The following is a 22,456-nucleotide window of genomic DNA, read 5'->3' as shown; positions in this document are numbered from 1 at the left end:
TGCAGTGACGTGATCAGGCGGGTGCTCGCGAGCTGATTGGGCGGACCGATGGCCGCCTACGGGCTTGACAGCATTCGGGCTGCACCATGATCGGCGCTAGGTGCGGTGCCATCGATCGGAGCGTGACATTGCGCGGGCTCGTGCGCGGGTCGCGTCGATGACGTCTGGCCGCAGCAGGTGGCCGAAGCCTGCGCGGTCCAGCCGAAGCGTCAGCCCTTGGCGGTCGGTACCAAGCGCCATGGCGGTGGCGTCGAGGTCCCAGTCGTGTGCGGCCAGCTGCGAGAGAAGGTGACCGCGCCGGACTTGCGCAGCCGACAACCGGAATGTCTTGAGGTACGCGAGCCGGCCGGACTGATCGGTGATCGTCTCGCCGATGTGGTTTTCCATGTCGGGATCGAATGCGGGCCGGAACCGAGACAGCGTGAATCCGCCGACCTTGTTGATCCGGGTGAACGTCAGGTCCTGGGCAGACAGCAGTCCACCGGCCATCGTGTCGTGGAAGGCCGCCCAGTCGGCCTGTCCCTGGGCCAGTTGTGCGCGTAGGTCGGCGATGCTGTGCACCCGGGTCTCGTCGAGCCGGGCGGCGAAGTCGCGCACCGCCGGGTACAGGTGGGCGTACTGGTAGATCAGCTCGCCATAGAAGTCTTGGAGCAGGCTGGCATGCAGTGCCCGGTAGTCGTCGGGATGGGGCACCACGAACGCCGCGGCCAGGGCGTCGGCGACGTAGAGCACCATCCCGCACTGCCGCGGGTGGATCTCGAAGACGCGCAGGGCGTCGCCCAGCCCTGGGATCTGCCCGCCGAGGTAGCTGGCCTCGATCCGCGGCGACAGTCCTCGAGAAACCGCCTGCTGGGTCCACTCTTCCCAGACGATCGACGGCCCGCCGAAGTGCAGCGCGAGGTAGCCTTCCATGGCCAGGTGCAGTGGCATGAACCGCAACCGCTGCCGATCCTCGCGTCGGGCCATGCGGCGGCGGAACCGCAGCCGGATGCAGTCCGGCGTGGTTGTGCCTGACGGGTCACCCAGCTGCGTGCCGTACGACGCGGCCGGTGTGCCGTCCGTGGCCAGGCTGGCGACGAACGCGTGCGGGATGTAGCTGATGTACGCGGTTCGCCGTGCGACGCGTACGACTGACAGCTCGCCGGTGTCGTGGACCTCGGCGTGCAGACGCAGCTCGCTGATCGGCTCGGCTCGGAGCAGGGGAACCAGGCGCACGGCACCCCAGACCTGGGCGGGCGCTGCTACTAGCCCGGCGAGGTCGATGCCCGTCCCGGTCACGGTGCACCGCCGATGAATCCGTTGACGCGGTCGGCGAAGTGCGCGCGCAGCTCGCTGAACTCGGCGCCGCCCGCTGCGAAGCGGGCCAGCTCCACCAGTGCCGGGACGTCCTCAGCGTCGCGTACGCCCACGGTGGCGACGCCCGGACCCAGCCGCCGGACGTCGAAGGTGTCGCTGTCGTAGACGGGGTTGAGGTGGACGATGTCGGTGGCGTTGATGGGGTCCAGGCGCGTACGCCACACCCGAAGCACCTCGCCGGCCAGCCCCGGCGGCGCGTTGTCCCAGCCGTCGGAGACGATCACGAGCCGGTCCGGCCGCCTCTCCAGACCGTCCAGGATCCGTGCGCCGAGTCCGGTCGGCCCCACTGGATGGACGAATAGCGGATCTCCGTGATGCGTCAGCCACAACCCGGCGTACTCGGTGGCGAGCGCCTCCAGCAGGTAGTGGGTCGCCAGCGCGACGGCGAGCGGACGACGGCGTTTCACTCCTGACCCCGCCGACGAGTAACTGTCGTCGAGCACCGCCACGACCCGTCCCCACGTGCCTGCCTGCCGTCGCGCAGCCCGCCGGGCCGCTGCCCGCATAGCCGCTGACAGCTCCTCGTGACGCCGGGCGCGCTCGGCCCGCGGCAGGGACAGTACGAACAGAGCCAGCCGGGTCAGGGGCACGGTGGCGAGATCCATCGCGACGTCGGAGACGCCGTCCCGCGCGGCAGCGGACTGCAGGCGCAGCCGCTCATGGTCGGTGAGCTTCGGCGCGATGGCAGCGAGAAAGCGGGAGCGGTCGGTCCCGTGTCGCGCGGCCAGCCCCTCGGCCACCGTGTACGGCAGGTCATACAGGGCCCGCTCCTCGTAGTGGGCACGCCGCCACGATTCCAGGATGGGGGTGCTGTAGCGCTTGAGCCGCCGCCACTCGAACAGCGCTGTGCCGACTTCGTCGGGCAGCCGCAGATGGGCGTGCCGTGCCGCGGTCGACATCGAACGGCGGTACTTGACCGCGTCGAACGCCGGGTCGGGGCGCGACGCAACCCAATCCCGCACGATCGCCCGGGTACGCCGGTTGTTGACGCCCAGCCGGCGCAACTCGCTGAAGACGGCGTACGCCCGCTGCGGCGGCAGCATCCGCAGCCGCGCGGCGATCAGCTTCCCCTCCGTCCTGCGCTGCCCGTCGTCGGCAGCCGCCGCGGTCCGCAGCAGGTTGACCACGATCAGCGAGGCGTTAGCGTGATTGATGTCGAGTGCTAACGCCGCCGCGTAAAGGTCGCGGTAGTTGCCCAGGACGTACTCATGGAGAAACTTGAGCGACATCCGCTGCGCCCCGGCCATGTCGCGGAACTCGCGCTGAGCGGTGGAAGCAATCGCGGCGTTGACGAACATGACGACGTCCTCACACGCCACCCGCTGCGACGCGGACATGTTCGCCCCCCATTCGTTTCGCGCCGGCCGGGGAGTGAGGGCACGAACTGCGAAGCATCGCTTCAGAGGCGGGTTCCGGAAGTCGCACCGAAGTCCCGCGGCCGGCCGGGAAACGATATCTTCACGGCCGTTGCCGATGCCACGGGGTATTCGCCGGGCGGGTGTCTCACCTTCTGCGCGGCGCCCGCCGGTCGATCCGGGACTGGTCGTCGGGCAGGTCGCCGTGTCGATCCGAGACTGGTCGTCGGGCAGGTCGCCGCTGTTGAGGAGCGATACCGAACGCTGGTGTCCTTCGCAGGGCGCTCCGCGGCTTACCGGCGTCGTGTTCTCGCCAGTATCGGCATCCACCGCGCCGGTTGATCACGTGTCATAGTCGCCGTCCCATGGGGTGTGGAACCCAAGCCGGTCCGGGTAGAGCTCAACCCAGTCGCCGCCATGACCTTCGTCCGGGTCGTCGCTCGATTCGTCGACCAGCCCGAACAGGACGCCATCGTGGTGGGTCTGGAACAAGCTGACGGCGATGTCGCCGTGGATCAGGTCATCGAGCTGGCTGAGCCACTCGTCGAGCAGCGCCTGGGCTCGTGCAACCACCTGTGCCGGGCCTTCGACGTCGATGCCGGCGAACTCGATGTCAGAGCACAGGTATTTGCCGGCCTCGTCGAAGTGGTGCAGGTAGGCGTACCAGCGCAGATCGTCACGGCTCAGCTCGGTGTGCCAAGGCCCAGGGTAGGCGCCGACCACTCCGCCGAGGAACATGCCCTGGGCATGGTGGCCGATATGCTCGGTGTGATAGCCGGGCTGGTGCTTGATCGGTATCCGGTCCGGTACGGCCACGCGGCGAGCTTAATCCTCGCGAGCCCGGAGCACGTCGCCCACCATCGCCAGGCATTGGGCGTCGCGGCAGACTGGCCATGCGGGCCGCTGTTTGTGCCTGGAAAGGCATCGAGTTGATGGGCGAGGCCGCCTTCCGGACAGGCAGCCTGGTGGGTCGCCCGAATTCGCAGTCAGCATGTGGAACTCTCGCCGAGCTCGACAGACCCGAAGTAGCGGCCGCGATCCGCTCCGATCGGAATGGCGTGCCGAACGTCAGGGAGGTGCGTCAGCCTCCCGGGTATCGTGATCATGCGGCAGGATGTCCGTCGTGACAGACGACCCGATGGGCGACATGATCATCGAGCGGCTGAGCCGATGCACTCACCCCGTCAAGGTCGGCGGCCGCTTCGGGACGGCGTTCCTCTACAACGAGTTGCTCGAATCAACACCCGAGACCGATCGCGTCCGCGAGTGGGTGGTCACCGCCGACCAGTTCACCCGCGATCCGCTCCTGGAGCTGCGGCTGCGCCCCGAGTTGATCGAGCTGGCTCCCTCAGCGGACTATTTGGCCTTGATACATGTCGAGGGCGCTTGGACGCGGCGGGCCGGCGTCGGGGTGCTGAGCAGCTGGGTGCTACACGAGCACGCAGACCGCAAAGGGTGGCGCTGGCGTACGCAAGAAGTCACCGACGGAATCGCCGCCACCAAGCAACAGGTGCAGGCGGTCCTGGCTGATGGCGAACGCCGAGCATGGGCACTTGGCCATTTCGACTACGAGGTCGTCGAGGTGCCGGGCGAACCTCGTCCACAGGGCTTGGTCGGTGCCTCGGTGACTCGTGACCCGGACGGCGTCGTCCGCTGGCGCGGTGAGCTTCCCGAGGGTTTCGCCGGTGCGCCGGTCTTCGTCGCTGATCAGCTTGGGCGTCGGGAGTTCGCGATGCGATGCGTGGGTGTCGTCGCCAGCGCGGATCGGAACCCGACCATCGTCACCTTCGACATCATCCGCGAGCTTGTCGCGCGCGCGAGCAACAGTGCGAGCCGGACGCGGGGCTGGCGAGGACTCCTGGGACGGCGGAGGGGCGACCACACCTGAGGTGTGGGCCCGCCTCCGCCTTGCCGCATGCGGTGAAGCGCGGCCGGCGGACGAGCGGATATTTGGCCGGCGGCTCAATTTCACCGGATCTATCGGCAGCGCGAGGTACGTGCCAGGCGGGCCGGCCACCCCAGCGTCGGATTCGGCGAAGCAGTCGGCCGCCTCTATACGGCGGCGGACCTGTTGATGCGGCTGGGGGCTGTAGACGTAGAGGATCCGCCCTACCACTTCCAGCTCGTCAGACTGCGGCATTGTTGCATGACGTCGTGTCGCTGGGAGTTTGCAGTGATCAACGCTATTCACCGACCGTGCTTAAGGCTACTGGATGGGTCGGCCGCGTCGACGTCTCCACAGTAGTGGAACCTCGCCGAGCTGTCCGCGCTGCTAATGTCGCGATGATGAGAGCACTTCTCACCTCCTCCGGGATCACCAACAACAGCATCCGCGGCGCACTGGTCGACCTGCTGGGCAAACCGATCGAGGAAGCCAGCGCCCTGTTCATTCCGACCGCGCTCTACCCGTTCCCCGGCGGACCCGGCATGGCGTGGCGGGCGATCAGCGGCGCGGGTCCATCGCCGCTGGCCGGGCTAGGTTGGAGGTCATTGGGCGTCCTGGAGCTAACGGCGCTGGCGCACATCGAGGACGGCACCTGGGAGCAGACCATCCGCGACGCCGACGCGCTGCTGGTGGGCGGCGGCGACCCACTGTTCCTCGCCCACTGGATGCGGCGTTCAGGTCTGACCCGGTTGCTGCCGACGCTGCGCGTTGATTCGGTCTACGTTGGCGTCAGCGCCGCTAGCATCGCCGCAGCGCCTACGTTTGTCGAGACCTACACCGAACAGCCGCGCGGCGCTGACGGACCGCTGAAGTCTGAACCAGCCGTGTTCTCCACGCCCGACGGCGACGTTGACCGGCTCCTGGTCACGGGGCAGGGGGCGGGACTGGTCGACTTTGCGATCATCCCGCACCTGGATAACCCGCGTCATCCCGACGCTTCCCTTGCCAACGCGGAGAGGTGGGCGTCGCGGATTCCCTTGCCGACCTATGCGATCGACGATGCGAGCGCTGTCAAGGTGATCGACGGCGTCGCCGAGGTCGTCTCCGAAGGGCAGTGGAAGCTGTTCCAGCCCGCTGGTTCCTAGCGTCGCTGACTTGTAGCACTCGGTTGACGGTCACGGCCGTCCCGAGCCGTTCGCAGGCCGCCTGGCGCTCCGGTGCCCGATGACGGCCTCAAGCGCCTCGAACGGGGGCACAACGCCTGCACCTCGCTGCGCCCGCCCGCTGACTGCAGACACGCTTGTAGCCGGCTGCCGATCCCTGCGTCCTGGAGGGCCTGGGTTGGCCAGGCAGCGATGTGCGAAACCTGTCATCGCGGCCGGCGCGGGCGCGGATGCGCGAACCTGTTTGACAGCAGCCCAGACCGGCACCGTTCCCGATGACGAGCCCCGTGCGCCGGGTCGTTCGTGCCGCAGCTGGAGCTACCGGTTCGTGTGACGAGGTGTATTTCAGTTCCAGCCTTGCGAAGATAGTTTCCTGATACAGCGATTCTGTCGCTGGTCCGATGTGGCGAGTGCTGTCGACCCCGATAGGGTGGAGGGCCAGCCTCGAGGACCTGTTCGACCTGGCTGGATATCGGTGGGGGTGGATCAAGCCCCACCGCAGGCAAGGCATGTCTGCGAGAACTTTGGCGGCGGTCAAGGGCAAGAGTTCGGCTGGTTTCGGTCGTCCCCTTGTGTTTACCTTGAGCGGTGCCGCCGATCCCGAGGACGGCATCGCTGGCGGCATCGTGGTCGTCGCGTTGCGCCTACGCCACGCCGGTCGGCAGGTCGCCCGCGACGTGCTACTCGGCGCGTGGCCCGGCGACCCCCGGCACATCGAACGCCTGCTCGGCGAATCTTCGAACTGACAATCTGGCGTCAGGCGCTCTCCCGCAGCCGGCGACGGTACGCCCGATTCTTGCTTCGCGCACCGCACAGGCTCATCGTGCACCATCTGCTGGAGCCGTTGCGGGACTGGTCGTAGAACACCCACCGGCAGCTGTCGGCCTCGCACGCCTTGAGCCTGCGCGCCGACCCGTCGGCCTGACCGAGGGCGAGGGCGGCCAGCATCGCCGACAACGCTCCGGCCAGCCCGTCTGACGCCGGGCGGAACTCGACGGTCGCCCCGAAACGCACTTGCAGCGGCAGGCCCGCGGCCTCGGCGTCGAGTACGGCGCGGCCGCGCTCGACACACTCGGCCGCATCCTCCGGACGAGCGGAGACGGTGACGAAGTCCCGCAGTGCCTCCCGGAAGCGAATGGCGCGCCGCACGTCGCCCACGGAGATCGGCTGCGCCGGCGGATGCCCTGCGGCGGCCAGCCAATCGGTGAGCCCTTGTGGATCCGCGATGAGGTCGAACCCCGCTTCGAAGTCGGTGCTGTTGCAGAAATCCTGGACCAGGCGCAGCGCGCCCGGGGCCGGACGCCGGGCCGGCGGCTCGTCAGGAGTCACGAACGCCACCTTAGTTAGTTGACGAACAGTCCGCGATGATGTTAACTACCTCGCGATGCCAGTAAACACGTTACACCGGTATCGCAGCCCGATGGCTGCGGACACCCCGCGACTTCCCTCCCGCTTCGCCCTGCTGTGGTTCGGGCAGGGCACCAGCGAACTCGGCTCGGCCGTCAGCGCCCTCGCCCTGCCGCTCGTCGCCGCCCTCGCCCTGAATGCCGGACCGGCCGAACTCGGCTGGCTGGGCGCGGCAGTGATCCTTCCCTGGCTGACCGCCCTGCCGATCGGCGTGTGGATCGACCGCCGGCCGACGCGGCCGGTGCTGATCGCCGCCGACCTCGCCCGGGCGGCTGCCACGTGCCTGATCCCGATCGCCTGGCATTTCGGCTTCCTTACCTTGCCGTTGCTCTATGCGATCGCCGCCGTCCTCGGCCTCGGCCAGGTCTTCTTCGACACCGCCTGGGGCAGCGCCCTGCCCCGGCTCGTCGGCTCCGGCGCGCTCGTGCAGGCCCACAGCCGCCTGGAAGCGACCCGGTCTGCCACCGGCATCGCCGGCCCGGGCCTGGCCGGCCTGCTCATACGCGGGGTCGGCGCCGCACCCGCGCTGTTCCTCGACGCGGCCAGCTTCCTCGTGAGCGCCTTCTCCGTGGCGCGGGCCGTCCCACGGCAGGAAACCGCGCCGGCTGCGTCGCACGAATCGATGGCGACCGCGGTCAAGGCGGGGCTCGCCGTCGTGTGGCGACAACCGGTCCTGCGCGCCCTGGTCAGCCAGGCCGCCATCTGGAACGCGGTCAACGGCGCCACCAATGCGCTCTTCGTGTTGTACGCGTTGCAGGTGTTGGACCTGGACTCCGGCGGCATCGGTGTCCTGTTCATGATCGGCGGAGCCGGGGCAGTCGTCGGCGCCGCCGCGGTCCCCGTACTCTTGCGCCGGTTCGCCTTCGGCCCGCTCTACCTGACCATGGTGACCGCTGCCTGCGCCGGATTCGTCCTGCTCGGCGGGACGCTGCCGCTGGTGGCCGTCGGTCAGCTGCTGATCGGGCTCGGTATCGCCGTCACCCGTGTGCAGGCCGTCAGCCTCCGGCAGACCGTCACGCCGGTTCATCTGCTCGGCCGCACCCTGGCGACCTACCGCCTGCTGGCGTTCGCCGCGATCCCGCTCGGCAGTGTCCTCGGCGGCCTCGCGGGCGCCCGGTTCGGCCTACGGCCCGCCCTGCTCGCCTGCGCCGGGATGGCCTTCACCGCCTTGCTACCCCTGCTGTTCTCCCCAGTCCGCAGCCTCCGTACGCTGCCCAAGATCACCGAAGAAGGAAACTGACTGTGCTGACGATCCGCGCCGCCCGGGCCGACGAACTGCCCGCCCTGACGACCTTTCCGAACGATGACGAACGCAACGCCGCGACCTCGGCGTACCTGGCCGGACTGCTCGAGCACGATTGCACCCGCCCGGAGTGGTGCCTGGTCGCCGAGCGAGACGGCGCGCTGATCGGCAACGTAGTGCTGTGGACGGTGCCGGGCCGCACGGTCCCCATGGACATCGTGCTGTTGGAGCCCGGCGACCCAGCCACTGGCCAGGAGTTGCTTGCCCACGCCGCAGACCTCGCCCGCTCGCTCGGCGCGCAGAACCAGGGCCACGTCCTGGACACCCCGGCGCAGGCGCCGCAGTTCCAGCGTGACCCGCAACTACGCGAGACGCTGCTGGCCGCCACCGGCTTCACGGTCGCGCGCGACGGGTGCCGGTTCCTGTGGACCGCCGGCGATCCGATGCCCGCGCAGGACGCCCGCCTGCGCTGGCGCTCGCTGTCCGACCTGGGCCAGGAGCCGTTCGTGGAGCTGCTCGCGGACTCGTTCGCCGACACCAAGGACTCGATCTGGCAGGCCGAGATCGCCGAGCACGGCCTGCGTGAGGCGGCCGAGCGCAACCTTGCCGACATGCTGGAGATGGACCACGAACCCGGCTGGTTCGAGATCGGCTACGACGAGCGGGACCAGCCCGTCGCGGCCAGCCTCCCCGCGCGTACGCCCAGCTCGGCGGTGATCGGGCTGGTCGCCGTAGCGCGCGCGGGACGAGGCCAGGGCTACGCCACCAGCGTCGTCGCGCGCGGCACGCAGTTGCTGGTCGCAGCCGGTAACACCGAGATCCGCGGCGACTGCGACGCCGGCAACATCGCCATGTTCAAAGCATTCCAGCGCGCCGGATACCGCAACTTCGCCAACCGGAAGATGTTCAGCCGTCCGCTGTGAAAGGCACGGCCGGAAGCGGCCGCGGCCGATGCGACGTCCGGCGATAAGCCTCGAAGATCGCTACGGCCAACGCGTGCACGTGGTTCAGCACGACGTTGCTCAGGCCGAAAGCGGCCTCGAAACCATCGCGACCATCGGTGCCTAGCCAGCCGGGCAGCGCGGCGGTGGCGAATCATCCTCGGGAGCGCAACCGCACCCACACATCAAGAAAGCTCGCTAGAGATTTTCTCTAGCGAGCTTCTGAACTTCGTGAAATGGTGGGCGATACTGGGTTTGAACCAGTGACCTCTTCCGTGTCAACGGTGCGCGCATCCTGCCCCTGACCTGGGGTGATGTTCGATCTTGGGTCCATTGTCCATGCAGTTGCCTGCCGTTGCGCCCCAGTTCAGAGCCGTTGTGTGCAGTTGCGGACGGGGTCTTGCTCCACATCTGCTCCACGCCATCTGTCTTGTCCTACGTACAGAATCCGCCGAGGACCGCCGCGCGTCTAGCCCCGTACGCCCGATTCACCCGATCTAGTAGCTATCGGCGTTGTGCGGTAGTTCGGTCGGCTGACGCAGGCGAAGTTCTCGAGACAGCCGCCGTTTCATGGGTACCGCGCCGACGTTGGTGATGGGCCTTTCCAGGTGGTGAGTCCTATGGCGTGGGTGGAGAAGATCGCGGGGGACAGGTTCCGGGTTCGGCATCGTGTCGATGGCCGGATCGTGACGGACTCGACGCATCATTCGGAGGCTGCCGCGCAGTTGCGGGCGCGGGACCTGAAGGCCGAGACCCGGCTGGCCCGGCTGCTGGCTGAGCGTGGGGTGCCGACTCTAGGCCAGTGGACGCATTCGTGGTTGTTCTCGTATTTGGCGTCGGAGACGGCGCTGGCGTGGAATCCCGACTATCTGCAGGTGGTCATCCTGCCGCGGCTGCGGCAGTTGCCGCTGGATCCGGTCACCCGGCAGGCGATGGAGGACCTCGTCTGGCAGGTGATCAACACGTGGGACCCGGCCACCACAACCGCCAGCAGGGACGCAGGCCCGGTCGCACCCGTGTTCTACCCGCCGCCGGATCGGCCGGGCCGAGCACGCAGAAAGCCTTGGTACGCCCGCCGATAGGCAACACATTCGTGATCCGATTCGGAGAGGAGGAGCGACGATGGCATGGTTTGAACAACATGGTGACGGGTATCGGGTCCGCTACCGGCACGCGGGGAAGGTGATCACCGACTCGACGCATCCGAAGCTGAACACCGCCCGGTTGCGTGTGGCGCAACTGCACGCGATCCAGGCGAAACTCGCGTCGGTGGCGGTCGGGACGGTGCCGACGGTGCAGCAGTGGGCGGACGTGTGGCTGCCGAAGCATTTGTGCAGCCCAGTCACCCGGGACAAATACACGTCGATGGTCAACACACACATCCTGCCCGCCTTCGGCGACGAGCCGCTGACGGCGATCGACAAGCTGCGGGTCGAAGAGTTCGCGGGCGTGTTGTTGACGAAGATGGCACCCACGTCGGCGCGGACGGTCGTCACGCTGCTGGGCACGATGATCCGTGACGCGGTCGACGCCCACTACGCGGTGTCGGATCCGACCGCCCGGCTGCGGATAGCTGGCGGTCCGCTCCCTCAGCGGCCGGTCGCGACGCCGGCGCAGGTGTGGCAGGTCGCCTGCCGGATGCCCACGATGTGCATGCTGGTCCTGGTCGTCACCGCCGCCTACACCGGGATGCGGTTCCAGGAATTGACCGCCCTCGACCGCAGCAACGTCCACCTCGGCGACGCAGTCTTGAAAGTCGACGAGTTCGCCGGCGCGCTGCACTTCTCGAGCGCCGGCACCTGGCTGGGGCCGCCGAAGACCGACGAGTCTGCCCGTACTATCGATCTCCCACCGTTCCTCGTTCACGGACTCGGGCTGGTCCTGGCCGGGCACGACGAGCCGACGGTGTTCTGTACCCCGTCCGGTGGTTGGCTAGATCCGGCCGATTTCCGCAACCGTATGTGGGACCCCGCCTGCAACGGCGACCGCCGCATCGGCTGGGAGCCGATCATCGCCGGAATGCGGCTCGGCGACTTGCGCCACACACATCGCACCTGGATGGACGACGACAACATCCGCGAAGTCCTCGCCGCCAAGCGTCTGGGCCACCTGCTACCCGATATCCGCAAACGCTACGGCAACGTCGTCACCCCACGCATGCGCACCAAACTGATCAAGAAACTGGAGAAGCGGTGGCAGGCGTCGGGGGCTGTCTGGTGACCGTTGGTTATGAGCTGGCGGTGTTGCTTTGCGATGATCGAGGCACTGCCTGGGCGTACGCGTATGGGTCGTTGCCCGGGATGGCGCGGACGATGTCGCCTTCTTGGCCGGCCCGGAATGCTTCAGGGTCCTCGAATCTGGCAGTGCAGATCGTCCGAACGTCGAGCTCAAATTCGTATGTGAATCCGGCGAGCCTCAGGGTGAGCGGACGGGTCAGTATCGGGTGGAACAGCGCGTCGGGGTCGGGGCCGTTGGCGGTGATCGGCCAGTTGATGGCCTGCCAGGTTTGCTGGACTTGTTCGCCGCGAAGCATGCTGGCGGTGAACAGCAGATCATTGATCTCCTGGGCTGGCAGGGTGTCGAAGTCGGGCACGACGACGCGCTGAAAGACATGCTGTTGCACGGTCTGCAGTGCCTCCAGGGCGGCCAGTGGCCGTCGCGCCAACCGTGCCGCTTCTGAGTCGGTTATCGGCCATGGCGAGGTGACAGGTTGCCCTCCGCGGACTGCGAGTATCAGTTGGTTTCCTTCGATCATCTGTGCCGTCATTCGGACGATCGGCAAGACGTCGGCCGGTAGTTTCCCAACGGTGGGGGAAGAGTTGAACCAGAGTTCGTCGCCGTCCTCACCGTGAAGCAGGAACTGCACCTGCAGCGACTTCGAGCGGTCGGTGCCACCGAGCCACGCTCCGTCTCCTCCGTCCACGCCGTGGCTTGCCTTGATGTCGACGAGGGGAATCGTTTCGAGCACTGCACCATCTGGTGAGACGACTCGAAGTTCGAGATCGGGCAGATCGGAGGGTGCTGATTTCACCAGGAAACTGATCAATCCGAGTCCATCGGCGCCCACCCCGGGAGGTCCGGACACCTTGATCAGGTTGCCGGGCATGTTCTCGAACGGCGCGCCGTGGCGGAAGAACGCCTGCATGGCTTCCTGCTCCGCCGACCCAGGCTGGACCTCGATATGCAGCGTGAACTGAATCGGCCGAAGTTGCGCAGATGCGCTTGCCAGCGGATACACCTTGAGCACGGAGTAATGCTCTTCGTCGATCTGATGATACTTCGTGGCCGCCGCGGCCGGGTCGGCGTCGAATGGCAGATCAGCCATCCTGCCGGCGCGCACGTCGATGCTGTACCGGTAGAACGGGTCGACCTCGCTCAACGCGCGTGCGAGGTGACGCTGGCGCAGCACGACTGCTTCGAGGAGGGCATCGGCAGGCAGATCGGATTGGAGCTCTTTGCCGGCGGCGGTGGTAGCGGCCATCAGTTCGAGAATCTGAGCGCCGCCGTCGCCGAAGTAGTAGCCGATCAGTCGGGGGTGCCGCGATGCCATTCCGTCGAGAGCTGCCCGGCCGACCCACCGGCTCGGTACGCCCGCTCCGGCGGTGAGGCCGTCGAGCCATTCCAGGCGTTCGTTGGTCGGATCCCACGGCGTGACCAGGTACCAGGCGCGTACTCGTAGGGCGGGCAAGGTCTGCGTTGCGAACGCCTTCCACGACTTTGTGACCTCCCGGCGCTGAGCGGAGGTCAGCGGCCCGGTGTACCGCTTGATCTGGTAGACGTCGAAGCCATCGGGATGCTCGATGCGCACGTCGACACCACGGTCGCCCTGAGAAGGGGTGATGAGATTTCCGTGCGGATGGTCGAGAAGCAGCATCGCAGCGATGAATTGCTCGATCGTCTCGCCGGGATGACGCTCCCAGTTCACGGCTGTCACTGCTCCAGCTAACCACCAGGGCACGACAGTCCGCACGAACCGAGCGCTGTCCGAACCCGGCCCTATGGTGTCGGGCGATGCGGTCGATATTGGCGCCGATATGTCGCACCGGCGTGGCAGGCTCATCGGCAGCGCGCTCGTACCGCGGAGCGCTGCCTGGAAGGGAAGCGCAATCCTAGGGTGGCTCAAATGAATCCGGACGATCCATCGGGCGTCGCGCGCTTGACAGGATGGACCCAAGACGGCTTACGCCCCGGGTCGTACCTTGAGCGTCTGAGTGTCCTGGCGGACGCACGAGCCCGCCAGTGGAGCGACAATGTCGACATCAGCCAAGGTGTCGGTGCACGTCACCACGTCGTACCAGCGTTCTATCTGCGTCTGTTTGCCTCCCCGAGCGGGCACCTGCTGGTGCGAGATCGAGACAACGGCACGTTCCGCGTCCAGTCATTCAAGGATTTGGCCATCCGCGATTTCTACACGGTCATCAATAACGACGGTGAGAAAGACGCTTCCATGGAACAGGTCCTGTGCATGATAGAGAATCAGACAGCAGAGCTGTTCCAGCGCCTGCTTAGCCCGTTTCGCGCCGCCGTCCCGCTGACCGTCGACGAGCGCATGACGCTGGCGACGTTCATGGCGATGCAGAATGTTCGAGGACTGCGGACGCGTCGCGAAGTCGAACTGCTCGCCAACTATCACGTCCACCTAATGCACGGCGGGACCAAACTTGGCAAGAAGCTTGCGGGGTTGACGGCCGTCCCGCACCCCAACGAGCACATCCGACTGTTCACGGCCTCAGAGGCGTTCGCAGGGGCGCTGATGCGACGCCCGGTTACCCGCGTGACCCTTGACGCGCCGCTACTGATAACCGGGGACGAGCCCGTATTGGTCGTCAACGACGATCATGTGCATCATCTGCCCGAGTGCTTCCGATCGGCGAAGGGTCGCCGCATCAGGCTGCGCAAGAATCGCCAGGCCAAACGCGAGACCCGCGAGCTCGTGCACATCTATCCCACAAAACCGTCGGGCGTTGCGGTCGCCGAGATGATCATGCTGCCGGTCGGGCCGAGGTCTTTACTCGTGTTCGGCCCGGAGGGAAGCGACACCGACCCGCACATCGATCTCGCGGGACAAGACGCCGTCGATGCCGCCGAGGAGGTCAACCGGCTTGTGATCGACCAGGCCTACAGCTGGATCGCCGCCCATGTCGATCATGATTCGGTACGGACGTGCCCCTTGCCGCCGGTGGGTCCAATTGTCAACATCTGCGACGGCGGAACCAGGCTGAGCCGGGAGTTGCAGGCCGCCCCGTCACCGAGGATGCCCAGGATTCTCGGACGTTCATGACCCTCGGCTCACCATCGTTCTGCATCTGAGCGGACGTTACGAGATGATCGCGGCGCTGAACGCACCACCGCCGCTGACCGTGATGGCGGATGTGATGCCGGCGGGATAGTTCAGCTGGCCGACGTAGTTGGCGCCCCAGGCCGAGATCGAACCATCAGACCGGAGGGCAAGGTCGTGATCCTCGCCAGCGGCGATCGCGACGAAACCGCTGCCACTGGGAGGAGTCAAGGGCTCGACATGCTCGACGCCGTTGTAGTAGTAGTCCGCTGCGCCCCATTCGACGATCGTGCCGTCGCGCCGCAGCGCGATGCTGTGATAGTGGCCGGCGGCAATCGCCACGACGTCGCTCAACCCCGACGGGACGATCGATTCATTGTGGTAATTACTGCCCCACGCGATCACGGTGCCATCAGCCCGTAGCGCCAAGGCGTGCTGTGCGTCCGCCGCGACGGCGACGACGTTGCTCAACCCTGGTGGCACGCTCGTTTCTCCCTGGAACTGCGACCCCCACGCCACAACAGTGCCGTCCGACTTCAGCGCGAGGGTGAACCGCGCTCCCGGACCAGTGGCAATCGATGTGACGCCGGTAAGGCCAACCGGAACGTCGATCTCGCCGTAGGGATCAGCGCCCCAGGCGACCACAGTGCCGTCGGCTTTGAGAGCCACGGAATGGACGTCGGCGGCACCGACCGCGACCACATTGTTCAGTCCGGCGGGCACGGACCGCTCGCCGTAATAGTTCGGACCCCACGCGACGACGGTCCGGTCGAGCTTGATCGCGAGAGTGTGGTGCAGGCCCGTGGCGATCGCGCTGACATTGTTCAGTCCGGTCGGCACGTCGGTCTCGCCGTTGCCGTTCCAGCCCCAGGCCGTCACCGCGCCGTGGCGCGGCAGAGCGCTCAATGCGAGCCAGGTGACCCGACGATAATCCTTGTTATAGGAGCTGATCTGCAGAACACCGTCGCTGTAGTTGATCGTGGCTTCGGCGGCAGTCGGAGCAGGACCACTCAGTTTCTGGTTTTGTCCTAGGAACGTGATCATGCCCTTGCCGGGCCGCTTCGCGTCTGGGGTGACCGCGGTGACGATAGCTACGTGTCCGTCAGGGTTGCGAAGGTTGTCAGCAAAGCTAATGACGTCACCGACGGCGGGCAGCCCCGTGCGGTCTCCATTCGTCCGCTGAGCAATATAAGAGTGCTGCTGGGCGTAGCGATCCACCAGCGTTGCACCCGTCAGCCCACTGAGCCCCGGTAACCCATATCGCACATAAAGATAGCGCTCGGCGAACTCGACGCATTGGAACCCCGAGATCGGTCCGGTCGGGATACCCGATGCGGGGTTGGCCGTATCCGTCGGCACCCAGATCGGGGTAGAACCCGTCGGGCCGCATGCTGGCACGCCGCCCGCTTCCCTGAAGACGGCTGCTCCGCCCTCGGCGCAAAAAGCCGCTTTGGTCGACGGGTTGTCGGGATGCGTGTAGTAATCGACCCAAGCGGGGTTGCTGGCGTTCATCGGCGAGCCGACCGCAGCCGCGCTCGCGGAACCGATCGTCATCCAAGATGTCAATGCCGCGAACACCGCTAGGGATACCCAGATGCGTTTCATGCGGTACCTCGCTTACCTCGGCCGCCAACTGGCTTGGACACGTCCGCAATCACCTTCCGAGAGTCACCGTCCAAATGCAATCCGTGAGCTGGTGAGAACCTTGTGTCCGGCAGAAGCCGGTGCGACCCTTTCGGGCTAGCTGGAGAGAGTGGCGGAAGCCCTGACAGCGGCATGGACGAGCTAAGGCGTTGGCCAGTGCGAGTGGACCACCCAGTCGGCGAAGGTGACGACCGGGTTGAATTGGGCGCCGGACACGTGGAGAGTGGCACTTGTCTCGGCCCGCGGACCGCGCACCACGACAACAAGAGCGATCATCGACATCAGCTGCACCCGGACAGGCCTCGCCTCGACGTTCACCGCCCCAGCCGACGGGACTCACACCCTGCTGCGTCGCCGCGCCGGCGACGACACGGACCGCGCGGAGCGGGGCGGGCCATTACCCTGCGCACATGGTCGAGCCAACAATGCCATCGCAGGCCACTGTGCGCCGCCGCTGGCTGGTCACCTTGGCCGCTGGACTGTGCTTGGTGCTGCCGTTGGCCGGTTGGCAGGGCGTCGCTCACGACTATGCACTTGAGTCGCGCGTCGTCGAGAATGCACCCGTTGGCGCGACATTACAGTCCGTCGACGGCGTCAATGAGCACCGGTTCCCGATGGCCGAAGGCGCCGCCTATCGGATCGTGGTTCCGATCGCCAACTCTGGTCCGTTCCTCGTACAGATCACCAGGTTCGGCGCCAACCCGCACGAGTTCCCGCAGTCCCGCTACCCGATAACCTCGATCGAACTCAACGCGGACCCGGTCAGGACCGTGACGGTGAAGCCGCACCAAACCCTGCTCGTCACATTGACCATGCGCTCTGATGCCCCTGGCAGCATCGGATGCGCTCGAGACTTCTTCGACGCCCTGCGGCTACGTTTCACCGTGCTTGGCGTCGAACGGGACCAGGCCCTGCCGTTGACGCCGCCGATCGCCTTCGAGGGTGGCCCCGACTGCGACCGTTCCCAAATTGTCGGCGGGTCTTGACCTCTTCTCTGGTCCAGAAGGGCGCTCCACGAGTCACCTGCCGATAGCCGAATTCGGATAACCGCAGCTTGGGACATCTATCCCTCTGAGTGGGAGGTGAATTATCCTCGGGAGCAGATCGGCACCCACACATCAAGAAAGCTCGCTAGAGAAGATCTCCAGCGAGCCTCTGACCTGCGTAAATGGTGGGCGATACTGGGTTTGAACCAGTGACCTCTTCCGTGTCAAGGAAGCGCGCTCCCACTGCGCCAATCGCCCGTGCTAGTTCGGCTTCGCGGCCGGACCGAGGTGGAGACGGGATTTGAACCCGTGTACACGGCTTTGCAGGCCGTTGCCTCGCCTCTCGGCCACTCCACCGTGGCTTTCCCCTGGGTGGGGATTCTCCGAGCGGACGACGAGACTCGAACTCGCGACCCTCACCTTGGCAAGGTGATGCGCTACCAACTGCGCTACGTCCGCAATCGGCCCGGTTCCGCGTGAGCGGCCCGCGCTGACTCGAAGAACTTTAGCGGGTTCCAGGGGGCGTTGCCAAACCGGATACCCCCTGGGCGCGTCGGACGCGCACGAACTACGCAAACGCGCAGGTCATGATGGTGATGAGCGGAGACCGGAGCAGCGGGCGGCTGCTGCGAGCCGTGATTTCACTGAGGTCAGCCGGGAGCCGGTGGCTGGGGCGGGCTGTCCGGAAGACGTCACGATTCCCGGCAAAACGGTCGTCGAGGTGATGCGGTTGCCGGTCAGGGTGACGTTCAGCACGAGCGTGTCCGAGCTGGGGCGATCGGAGCCGCCGGTGTACCAGACGAAGTTGCCGAGCCCGTAGTGCACGTAGGTCGCGCCGATGTAGCCGCCGGCCAGGGGCACGTGGGCGTGCGTACCGATGATCATCGTGGCGCCGGCGGCGGCGAGGGCGCGAGCCAGGGAGGTCATCTCCGCCTTCGGGCAGTTGCTGCCTTCCACGCCCCAGTGCATGAAGACTACGACGACGTCCGCTTGCGCTTTCGCGTCGCGTACCGCTTGAACTGCGCGGGCCCGGTCGTGCGACATGGCGACGCCGGACCGCGTGGCCGTGGGAGCCCAGGATTCGGCGAGCGTGTGGATCTGCGACATCGCGAGAATCGCGATGCGCACACCCTTGACCGTGGTCACCCACGGCGCGTAGGCCTCGGCCTCGGTGCGGCCCGCGCCGATCACCGGCATGCCGGCCGCGCGCGCCGCGTCCAGGCTGTCGGCCAGGCCGACCCGGCCGTAGTCCAAGGCGTGATTGTTGCCCAGCGAGGCCACGTCGATCCCGGCTGCTTTCAAGGCGTCATACGCCTTGGGCGGCGCACGGAAATGGAACTCCTTCGGCTCCGGAGTGCCACGGGTCGTGATCGCGGTTTCGAGGTTGACGACGGCGATGTCGGCGGCGGACAGCTGCTTGGCGAACGGGCCGACGGCGGTGGCCGGATTGTTGAGCAGGCTCGCCGTCTTCCCCGTGAAGTGGACGTCGCCGGCGAAGGCCATGGTGATGGTCGGTGGGGGGCCGGTCGGGCTGGGCGAGGCCGACGGCGACGGCGCGGCGGAGGTGGCGGCCGTGGTGGGGGAGCCGACTGGGTCCGGGGCGGCGGTGTTGCACGCGGCGAGGGCCAGGCACACGGCGGCGAGTGCGGCGAGGGGGATGCGCGTCACACGAGCAAGATACGCCTCGGTCAACTATTTGAAGGTTCAACAAAGAGGGCTACGATGGGGTCATGAGCTTCCCGTACGACCGCTTTCTCGCCCAGGCCGCGCCGCTGAGCCGGGAGCAGCGCGTCTGGACTCCCGAGGACGGGCCGATGCCCGCCCTGTACCTCGGCCACGGCGCGCCGCCGCTGCTCGACGACGAGCTGTGGATGAGCCAGCTGTTCGGGTGGATGCAGGAGATGCCGAAGCCGAAGGCCGTCCTCATCGTCAGCGCGCACTGGGAGCACGCCCCGCTGAGCATCTCCGGCACGGCCGCCGGCACGCCGCTCGTCTACGACTTCGGCGGCTTCGAGCGCCGGTTCTACGAGATGACGTATCCGACGCCGGACGCGACCGAGCTGGGGCGCAAAGTCGCCGCGCTCCTGCCCGACGGGGAAGACCTGCACGAGCACCGCAGCCGTGGGCTCGACCACGGCGCGTGGGTGCCGCTGAAGGTCATGCTGCCGCTGGCCGATGTGCCGGTTGTGCAGTTGAGCCTGCCAACGCAGGACCCGGCCAAGCTGCTGGACCTCGGGCGGCGGCTTGCTCCGCTGCGGGAGGAAGGCGTACTGGTCATCGGGTCGGGGTTCATGACCCATGGGCTGCCGTTCCTGCGCCGCTCCGACTTCACGCCCGGCAACCCGCCGCCCGGGTGGTCGAAGGACTTCGACGACTGGGCCGCCGACGCGCTCGGCCGCGGTGACGTGGACACCCTGGCGGCGTACGCCTCCAAGGCGCCGGGGATGCCGTACGCCCACCCGACGGTGGACCACTACATCCCGCTGTTCGTGACGATGGGCGCAGCGGCTCGGCCGGATACGCCCGTGGAGACGACGATCGAGGGCTACTTCCTCGGGCTGTCGAAGCGGTCCTTCCAAGTCCGCTGACGCGCTCGCTCCTGGCGGCCGCGTCGCATTGCGGCGCTTTGGCGGCGCCGCTGCGTTGGGTCGCGGTGCGGGGGTTTAGCGGGTGACGGTGACGTCCGCGGTGGCGCTACGCGTGGCGATGAGGCGGGCGTTCGCCTCGTCGCTGCGCAGGACCCAGTCCTCGGCTGCTCTCACTTCGAGGCCCTTGGCGAGCTGGCGCTCGATGAGGCCCTCGACGCGTTCCTCGGCCGACTCGACGTCCACATAGACCGACAGGTCCAGCAGCGCCCGGACACCGGACCACGGTTCCTCGTCGAGCAGCAGGTAGTTGCCCTCGGTGACGATGACGCGGTCGTTGGGCGCGATCGGGATCGACCCGGCGATCGGCTCGTTCAGGACGTGGTCGAACGACGGTGCGTACACCGTGGACTGGGACTGGGTGCACAGCCGCCACAGCAGCGCCAGGTAGCCGTCGGCGTCGAAGGTGTCCGGCGCACCCTTGCGGTCGGCCCGGCCGAGCCGGCGTAGCTCGTCGTTCGCCAGGTGGTAGCCGTCCATCGGGACGATGGCGCTGGTGATGCCGTGCGCGATTAGTGCCTGCCACAGGTCGCGGGCCAGCGTCGTCTTGCCTGCCCCGGGCGGCCCAGCGAGGCCGACGATCACCCGGTTCGGCTTGGTGGCGACAAGCTCCAGTACGCGCGGCAGCAGGTGATCGAGCACGGGCAAAGTCTGCCACGTTCCCGAAGTCGATCACCTGCTGGCGGAGTGGATCAGGGTGGCGGGGACACGCCACGCCGGTCGATCATGGCCGAAGGTTCATGATCGACGGGATAAGGCAGGGGCGGAGGGGGTGGCCAGGCGGTGGAAGGCGGCGCGGTTAGGGGGCCGAGGGGGAGAGGCCGGAGCACGCGACAGCGCGCGACCGGACCCCGAGGATCCGGGAGGCGGCGGAGCCGCCGACAGCCGAGGGAACCCCCGAATCACGGTCGATGTACGCGGGTACGACAGCGGCCGCGGACACCCGCCCGGATCGCACCGTGATCCGGAGTACTTCGGTGTCGTTGGTTGCGGCGTCGTTGCGCCACCACACGAAGTTGCTCATCCCGTAGTGCACGTATGCGTCGTCCAGCCACCCGTCGCCTTGCAGCACGTGGGCGTGCGTACCGACGATGATGTCGGCTCCGGCGTCGGCCAGTCGCCGGGCCAGCGTGCGCTGTTCCTTCGACGGGCATTTCGCGTACTCCGTGCCCCAGTGCAGGTAGACGACCACGACGTCGGCGGCTGCGGCGGCTCGGCGTACCGCGTCGACGGCGCGGGTCGTGTCCCGCGCCATGGCGATGCCCGCGTCGTCGTCGGTCGCTCGCCATCGCTGCCACAGCTCACTGACTTGACTCATCCCGAGCACTGCGATGCGCGTACCCCTGATGGAAAACAGGTGGTGGTCGAACGCCTCGGCCGCCGACGAACCCGCGCCCACCACGGGCATCCGCGCCGTCGCCGCGTCGGCGAGCGTGTCCGCGAGACCGACCCGGCCGTAGTCGAGCGCGTGATTGTTCGCGACCGTGACCACATCGATGCCCGCGGATTTCAGTGCGGCGAAAGCGCCGGGCGGCGAGCGGAACAGGAACGTCTTGCGCTCCGCCGTCCCGCGCGTGGTCACGGCCGTCTCCAGGTTCACCATCGCCAGGTCCGCGTCGGCCATCATTCTGGCCACCGGGTCCAGCTTTCGCACATCATCGAGTACGCCGAGGGTCCTGGCCGTGAAATGCACGTCGCCGGCGAACGCGAGCGTCACCTCCGGGTTCCCGGTCGACGGTGCGGCGGCGGGAGTGGACTGCGCGGTGGGCTCGACGGCGGCGGGGGCGCAGGCCGTCGCCGCGAAACAGGCGATGAGCAGCGCGAATCGGCGGAGTCGCATACCCGGAGCAACGAGCCGTCTTCCGATCCAGATGCGTTACCGTTTCCGGCGTGAGCCGCCGACCCGCCGACGTGCGTTTGGACGAGCTGCTGCGGACGGCGGTCGACGTGATCGTCGAACGCGGGCTGGCGAATACGCGTACGGGGGATGTCGCGCGCGCCGCCGGAGTCAGCCAGGCGCTGGTGTTCTACCACTTCGCGAACAAAGACGCGCTGCTTGCGCAGGCTTTCGCGTACGCGGCCTCCCGAGACCTCGAAGGACTGGACCGGGTCGCCTCGTCCGACCTCCCCTCGCCGGAGAAGGTGCGCCAGATCATCGACCTGTACGCCCCCGCCGGCCGGTCGAAAGCCTGGGCGCTCTGGATCGACGGCTGGTCGGAGGCCCTGCGCAACCCGACGCTGGAAGCGGTGTCGCGGCGGCTCGACCTGCGGTGGAAGGAAGCGCTGGCCGAGGCGATCAGCGCCGGGGCGGCCGACGGGGCGTTCACCTGTGCCGACCCGGTCAAGGCGGCTTGGCGGATCACGTCGCTGATCGACGGGCTGGCCGTCCAGCTCACCGTCCATCCCGACGTCCTCGACCGTTCCACCGTCCTGAACTGGATCGCCGAAGCCGTCGCAACCGAGCTCGGCCTGGGCGCTGGATCAGGGTTCTCGGTCGAATCATGACCCAAGATTCGACCGAGAACCCTGATCCAGCCGGGTGAGGGAGCGGGG

20 protein-coding genes and 3 tRNA genes are annotated in these 22,456 nt (G+C 67.3%); 11 read left to right on the top strand and 12 right to left on the bottom strand.

Annotated features, from left to right (window positions below; translation table 11 throughout):
* Positions 1-96: 96 nt before the first annotated feature.
* The 3 genes from AB0H43_RS36750 to AB0H43_RS36740 form a co-directional block, all read right to left on the bottom strand.
* Complete coding sequence (locus AB0H43_RS36750; protein WP_360007615.1) at positions 97-1,278, bottom strand: hypothetical protein; 1,182 nt, start codon at positions 1,276-1,278, stop codon at positions 97-99.
* Positions 1,275-2,693, bottom strand: coding sequence for a hypothetical protein (locus tag AB0H43_RS36745; RefSeq protein ID WP_360007612.1), 1,419 nt, complete (start codon positions 2,691-2,693; stop codon positions 1,275-1,277). The genes AB0H43_RS36750 and AB0H43_RS36745 overlap by 4 nt, the downstream gene beginning before the upstream one ends.
* A 360-nt stretch (positions 2,694-3,053) precedes the next feature.
* Positions 3,054-3,527: a hypothetical protein gene (locus AB0H43_RS36740; protein WP_360007609.1), complete on the bottom strand. Its 474-nt coding sequence runs from the start codon at positions 3,525-3,527 to the stop codon at positions 3,054-3,056.
* Between the two features lie 298 nt (positions 3,528-3,825).
* Here AB0H43_RS36740 and AB0H43_RS36735 point away from each other — a divergent pair, with 298 nt between their 5' ends.
* The 3 genes from AB0H43_RS36735 to AB0H43_RS36725 all read left to right on the top strand — a co-directional run bounded on the left by AB0H43_RS36735 (position 3,826) and on the right by AB0H43_RS36725 (position 6,505).
* Positions 3,826-4,599, top strand: a complete 774-nt coding sequence (locus AB0H43_RS36735) for a hypothetical protein (RefSeq protein WP_360007607.1) — start codon at positions 3,826-3,828, stop codon at positions 4,597-4,599.
* A 398-nt stretch (positions 4,600-4,997) separates the two neighbouring features.
* The gene (locus AB0H43_RS36730) at positions 4,998-5,741 is read left to right on the top strand and encodes a Type 1 glutamine amidotransferase-like domain-containing protein (protein WP_360007604.1); all 744 of its coding nucleotides are present in this window, start codon (positions 4,998-5,000) and stop codon (positions 5,739-5,741) included.
* Between the two features lie 527 nt (positions 5,742-6,268).
* Entirely contained in the window at positions 6,269-6,505 is a 237-nt protein-coding gene (locus AB0H43_RS36725) for a hypothetical protein (RefSeq protein WP_360007601.1), read from the top strand.
* Positions 6,506-6,515: 10 nt separating this feature from the next.
* On the opposite strand, the gene AB0H43_RS36720 is transcribed toward AB0H43_RS36725, so the two are convergent.
* Positions 6,516-7,088 (bottom strand): CGNR zinc finger domain-containing protein, encoded by a 573-nt coding sequence (locus AB0H43_RS36720; RefSeq protein WP_360007599.1) that lies wholly within the window; start codon positions 7,086-7,088, stop codon positions 6,516-6,518.
* Positions 7,089-7,179: 91 nt separating this feature from the next.
* Between AB0H43_RS36720 and AB0H43_RS36715 the strand changes: the two genes are divergently transcribed.
* The 4 genes from AB0H43_RS36715 to AB0H43_RS36700 all read left to right on the top strand — a co-directional run bounded on the left by AB0H43_RS36715 (position 7,180) and on the right by AB0H43_RS36700 (position 11,570).
* Complete coding sequence (locus AB0H43_RS36715; protein WP_360007597.1) at positions 7,180-8,406, top strand: MFS transporter; 1,227 nt, start codon at positions 7,180-7,182, stop codon at positions 8,404-8,406.
* A 2-nt stretch (positions 8,407-8,408) separates the two neighbouring features.
* Complete coding sequence (locus tag AB0H43_RS36710) at positions 8,409-9,332, top strand: mycothiol acetyltransferase (RefSeq protein WP_360007594.1); 924 nt, start codon at positions 8,409-8,411, stop codon at positions 9,330-9,332.
* A 638-nt stretch (positions 9,333-9,970) separates the two neighbouring features.
* Positions 9,971-10,432, top strand: coding sequence for a hypothetical protein (locus AB0H43_RS36705; RefSeq protein ID WP_360007591.1), 462 nt, complete (start codon positions 9,971-9,973; stop codon positions 10,430-10,432).
* Positions 10,433-10,472: 40 nt separating this feature from the next.
* A complete protein-coding gene (locus AB0H43_RS36700) occupies positions 10,473-11,570 on the top strand; it encodes a site-specific integrase (RefSeq protein ID WP_360007589.1) in 1,098 nt (365 codons plus the stop codon).
* Between the two features lie 7 nt (positions 11,571-11,577).
* Here AB0H43_RS36700 and AB0H43_RS36695 read toward each other — a convergent pair whose 3' ends face one another.
* Positions 11,578-13,284, bottom strand: coding sequence for a hypothetical protein (locus tag AB0H43_RS36695; protein WP_360007586.1), 1,707 nt, complete (start codon positions 13,282-13,284; stop codon positions 11,578-11,580).
* Positions 13,285-13,473: 189 nt separating this feature from the next.
* On the opposite strand from AB0H43_RS36695, the gene AB0H43_RS36690 reads away from it, so the two are divergent.
* Positions 13,474-14,631, top strand: a complete 1,158-nt coding sequence (locus tag AB0H43_RS36690) for a DUF4238 domain-containing protein (RefSeq protein ID WP_360007583.1) — start codon at positions 13,474-13,476, stop codon at positions 14,629-14,631.
* A gap of 36 nt (positions 14,632-14,667) precedes the next feature.
* On the opposite strand, the gene AB0H43_RS36685 is transcribed toward AB0H43_RS36690, so the two are convergent.
* Positions 14,668-16,233 (bottom strand): CHAP domain-containing protein, encoded by a 1,566-nt coding sequence (locus tag AB0H43_RS36685; protein WP_360007580.1) that lies wholly within the window; start codon positions 16,231-16,233, stop codon positions 14,668-14,670.
* Positions 16,234-16,682: 449 nt separating this feature from the next.
* On the opposite strand from AB0H43_RS36685, the gene AB0H43_RS36680 reads away from it, so the two are divergent.
* Positions 16,683-17,258: a hypothetical protein gene (locus AB0H43_RS36680; protein WP_360007578.1), complete on the top strand. Its 576-nt coding sequence runs from the start codon at positions 16,683-16,685 to the stop codon at positions 17,256-17,258.
* Between the two features lie 183 nt (positions 17,259-17,441).
* Here AB0H43_RS36680 and AB0H43_RS36675 read toward each other — a convergent pair.
* From AB0H43_RS36675 to AB0H43_RS36660, 4 genes are all read right to left on the bottom strand, one after another.
* Positions 17,442-17,516 (bottom strand) — tRNA-Val (locus tag AB0H43_RS36675).
* A gap of 28 nt (positions 17,517-17,544) precedes the next feature.
* Positions 17,545-17,615: transfer RNA gene (locus AB0H43_RS36670), tRNA-Cys, on the bottom strand.
* Positions 17,616-17,644: 29 nt separating this feature from the next.
* Positions 17,645-17,717, bottom strand: a tRNA-Gly gene (locus tag AB0H43_RS36665).
* Positions 17,718-17,843: 126 nt separating this feature from the next.
* Positions 17,844-18,926 carry a CapA family protein gene (locus AB0H43_RS36660; protein ID WP_360007575.1) on the bottom strand — a complete coding sequence of 361 codons (1,083 nt, stop codon included), beginning with the start codon at positions 18,924-18,926 and terminating at the stop codon, positions 17,844-17,846.
* Positions 18,927-18,988: 62 nt separating this feature from the next.
* Between AB0H43_RS36660 and AB0H43_RS36655 the strand changes: the two genes are divergently transcribed.
* Positions 18,989-19,846, top strand: coding sequence for a class III extradiol ring-cleavage dioxygenase (locus AB0H43_RS36655; RefSeq protein ID WP_360007572.1), 858 nt, complete (start codon positions 18,989-18,991; stop codon positions 19,844-19,846).
* A 75-nt stretch (positions 19,847-19,921) separates the two neighbouring features.
* Here AB0H43_RS36655 and AB0H43_RS36650 read toward each other — a convergent pair whose 3' ends face one another.
* Together AB0H43_RS36650 and AB0H43_RS36645 are read right to left on the bottom strand one after the other, a co-directional pair.
* Positions 19,922-20,545 carry a nucleoside/nucleotide kinase family protein gene (locus AB0H43_RS36650; protein ID WP_360007570.1) on the bottom strand — a complete coding sequence of 208 codons (624 nt, stop codon included), beginning with the start codon at positions 20,543-20,545 and terminating at the stop codon, positions 19,922-19,924.
* 157 nt (positions 20,546-20,702) lie between these two features.
* Entirely contained in the window at positions 20,703-21,743 is a 1,041-nt protein-coding gene (locus tag AB0H43_RS36645) for a CapA family protein (protein ID WP_360007567.1), read from the bottom strand.
* 50 nt (positions 21,744-21,793) lie between these two features.
* Here AB0H43_RS36645 and AB0H43_RS36640 point away from each other — a divergent pair, with 50 nt between their 5' ends.
* Positions 21,794-22,408, top strand: coding sequence for a TetR/AcrR family transcriptional regulator (locus tag AB0H43_RS36640; RefSeq protein ID WP_360007565.1), 615 nt, complete (start codon positions 21,794-21,796; stop codon positions 22,406-22,408).
* Positions 22,409-22,456 lie beyond the last annotated feature (48 nt).

The organism is Hamadaea sp. NPDC050747, from assembly GCF_040654195.1.
In the GTDB taxonomy this organism is placed as follows: Bacteria; Actinomycetota; Actinomycetes; order Mycobacteriales; family Micromonosporaceae; genus Hamadaea.
This window is presented reverse-complemented; position numbering and strand designations above follow the sequence as displayed.

Excerpts from the sequence above, each read along its gene's own strand:
- AB0H43_RS36700 (WP_360007589.1), top strand. The coding sequence starts at position 10,473 with ATGGCATGGTTTGAACAACATGGTGACGGGTATCGGGTCCGCTACCGG.
- AB0H43_RS36680 (WP_360007578.1), top strand. The coding sequence starts at position 16,683 with ATGGTCGAGCCAACAATGCCATCGCAGGCCACTGTGCGCCGCCGCTGG.
- AB0H43_RS36715 (WP_360007597.1), top strand. The coding sequence starts at position 7,180 with ATGGCTGCGGACACCCCGCGACTTCCCTCCCGCTTCGCCCTGCTGTGG.
- AB0H43_RS36705 (WP_360007591.1), top strand. The coding sequence starts at position 9,971 with ATGGCGTGGGTGGAGAAGATCGCGGGGGACAGGTTCCGGGTTCGGCAT.
- AB0H43_RS36735 (WP_360007607.1), top strand. The coding sequence starts at position 3,826 with ATGTCCGTCGTGACAGACGACCCGATGGGCGACATGATCATCGAGCGG.
- AB0H43_RS36685 (WP_360007580.1), bottom strand. The coding sequence starts at position 16,233 with ATGAAACGCATCTGGGTATCCCTAGCGGTGTTCGCGGCATTGACATCT.
- AB0H43_RS36690 (WP_360007583.1), top strand. The coding sequence starts at position 13,474 with ATGAATCCGGACGATCCATCGGGCGTCGCGCGCTTGACAGGATGGACC.
- AB0H43_RS36645 (WP_360007567.1), bottom strand. The coding sequence starts at position 21,743 with ATGCGACTCCGCCGATTCGCGCTGCTCATCGCCTGTTTCGCGGCGACG.
- AB0H43_RS36745 (WP_360007612.1), bottom strand. The coding sequence starts at position 2,693 with ATGTCCGCGTCGCAGCGGGTGGCGTGTGAGGACGTCGTCATGTTCGTC.
- AB0H43_RS36655 (WP_360007572.1), top strand. The coding sequence starts at position 18,989 with ATGAGCTTCCCGTACGACCGCTTTCTCGCCCAGGCCGCGCCGCTGAGC.
- AB0H43_RS36730 (WP_360007604.1), top strand. The coding sequence starts at position 4,998 with ATGAGAGCACTTCTCACCTCCTCCGGGATCACCAACAACAGCATCCGC.
- AB0H43_RS36725 (WP_360007601.1), top strand. The coding sequence starts at position 6,269 with ATGTCTGCGAGAACTTTGGCGGCGGTCAAGGGCAAGAGTTCGGCTGGT.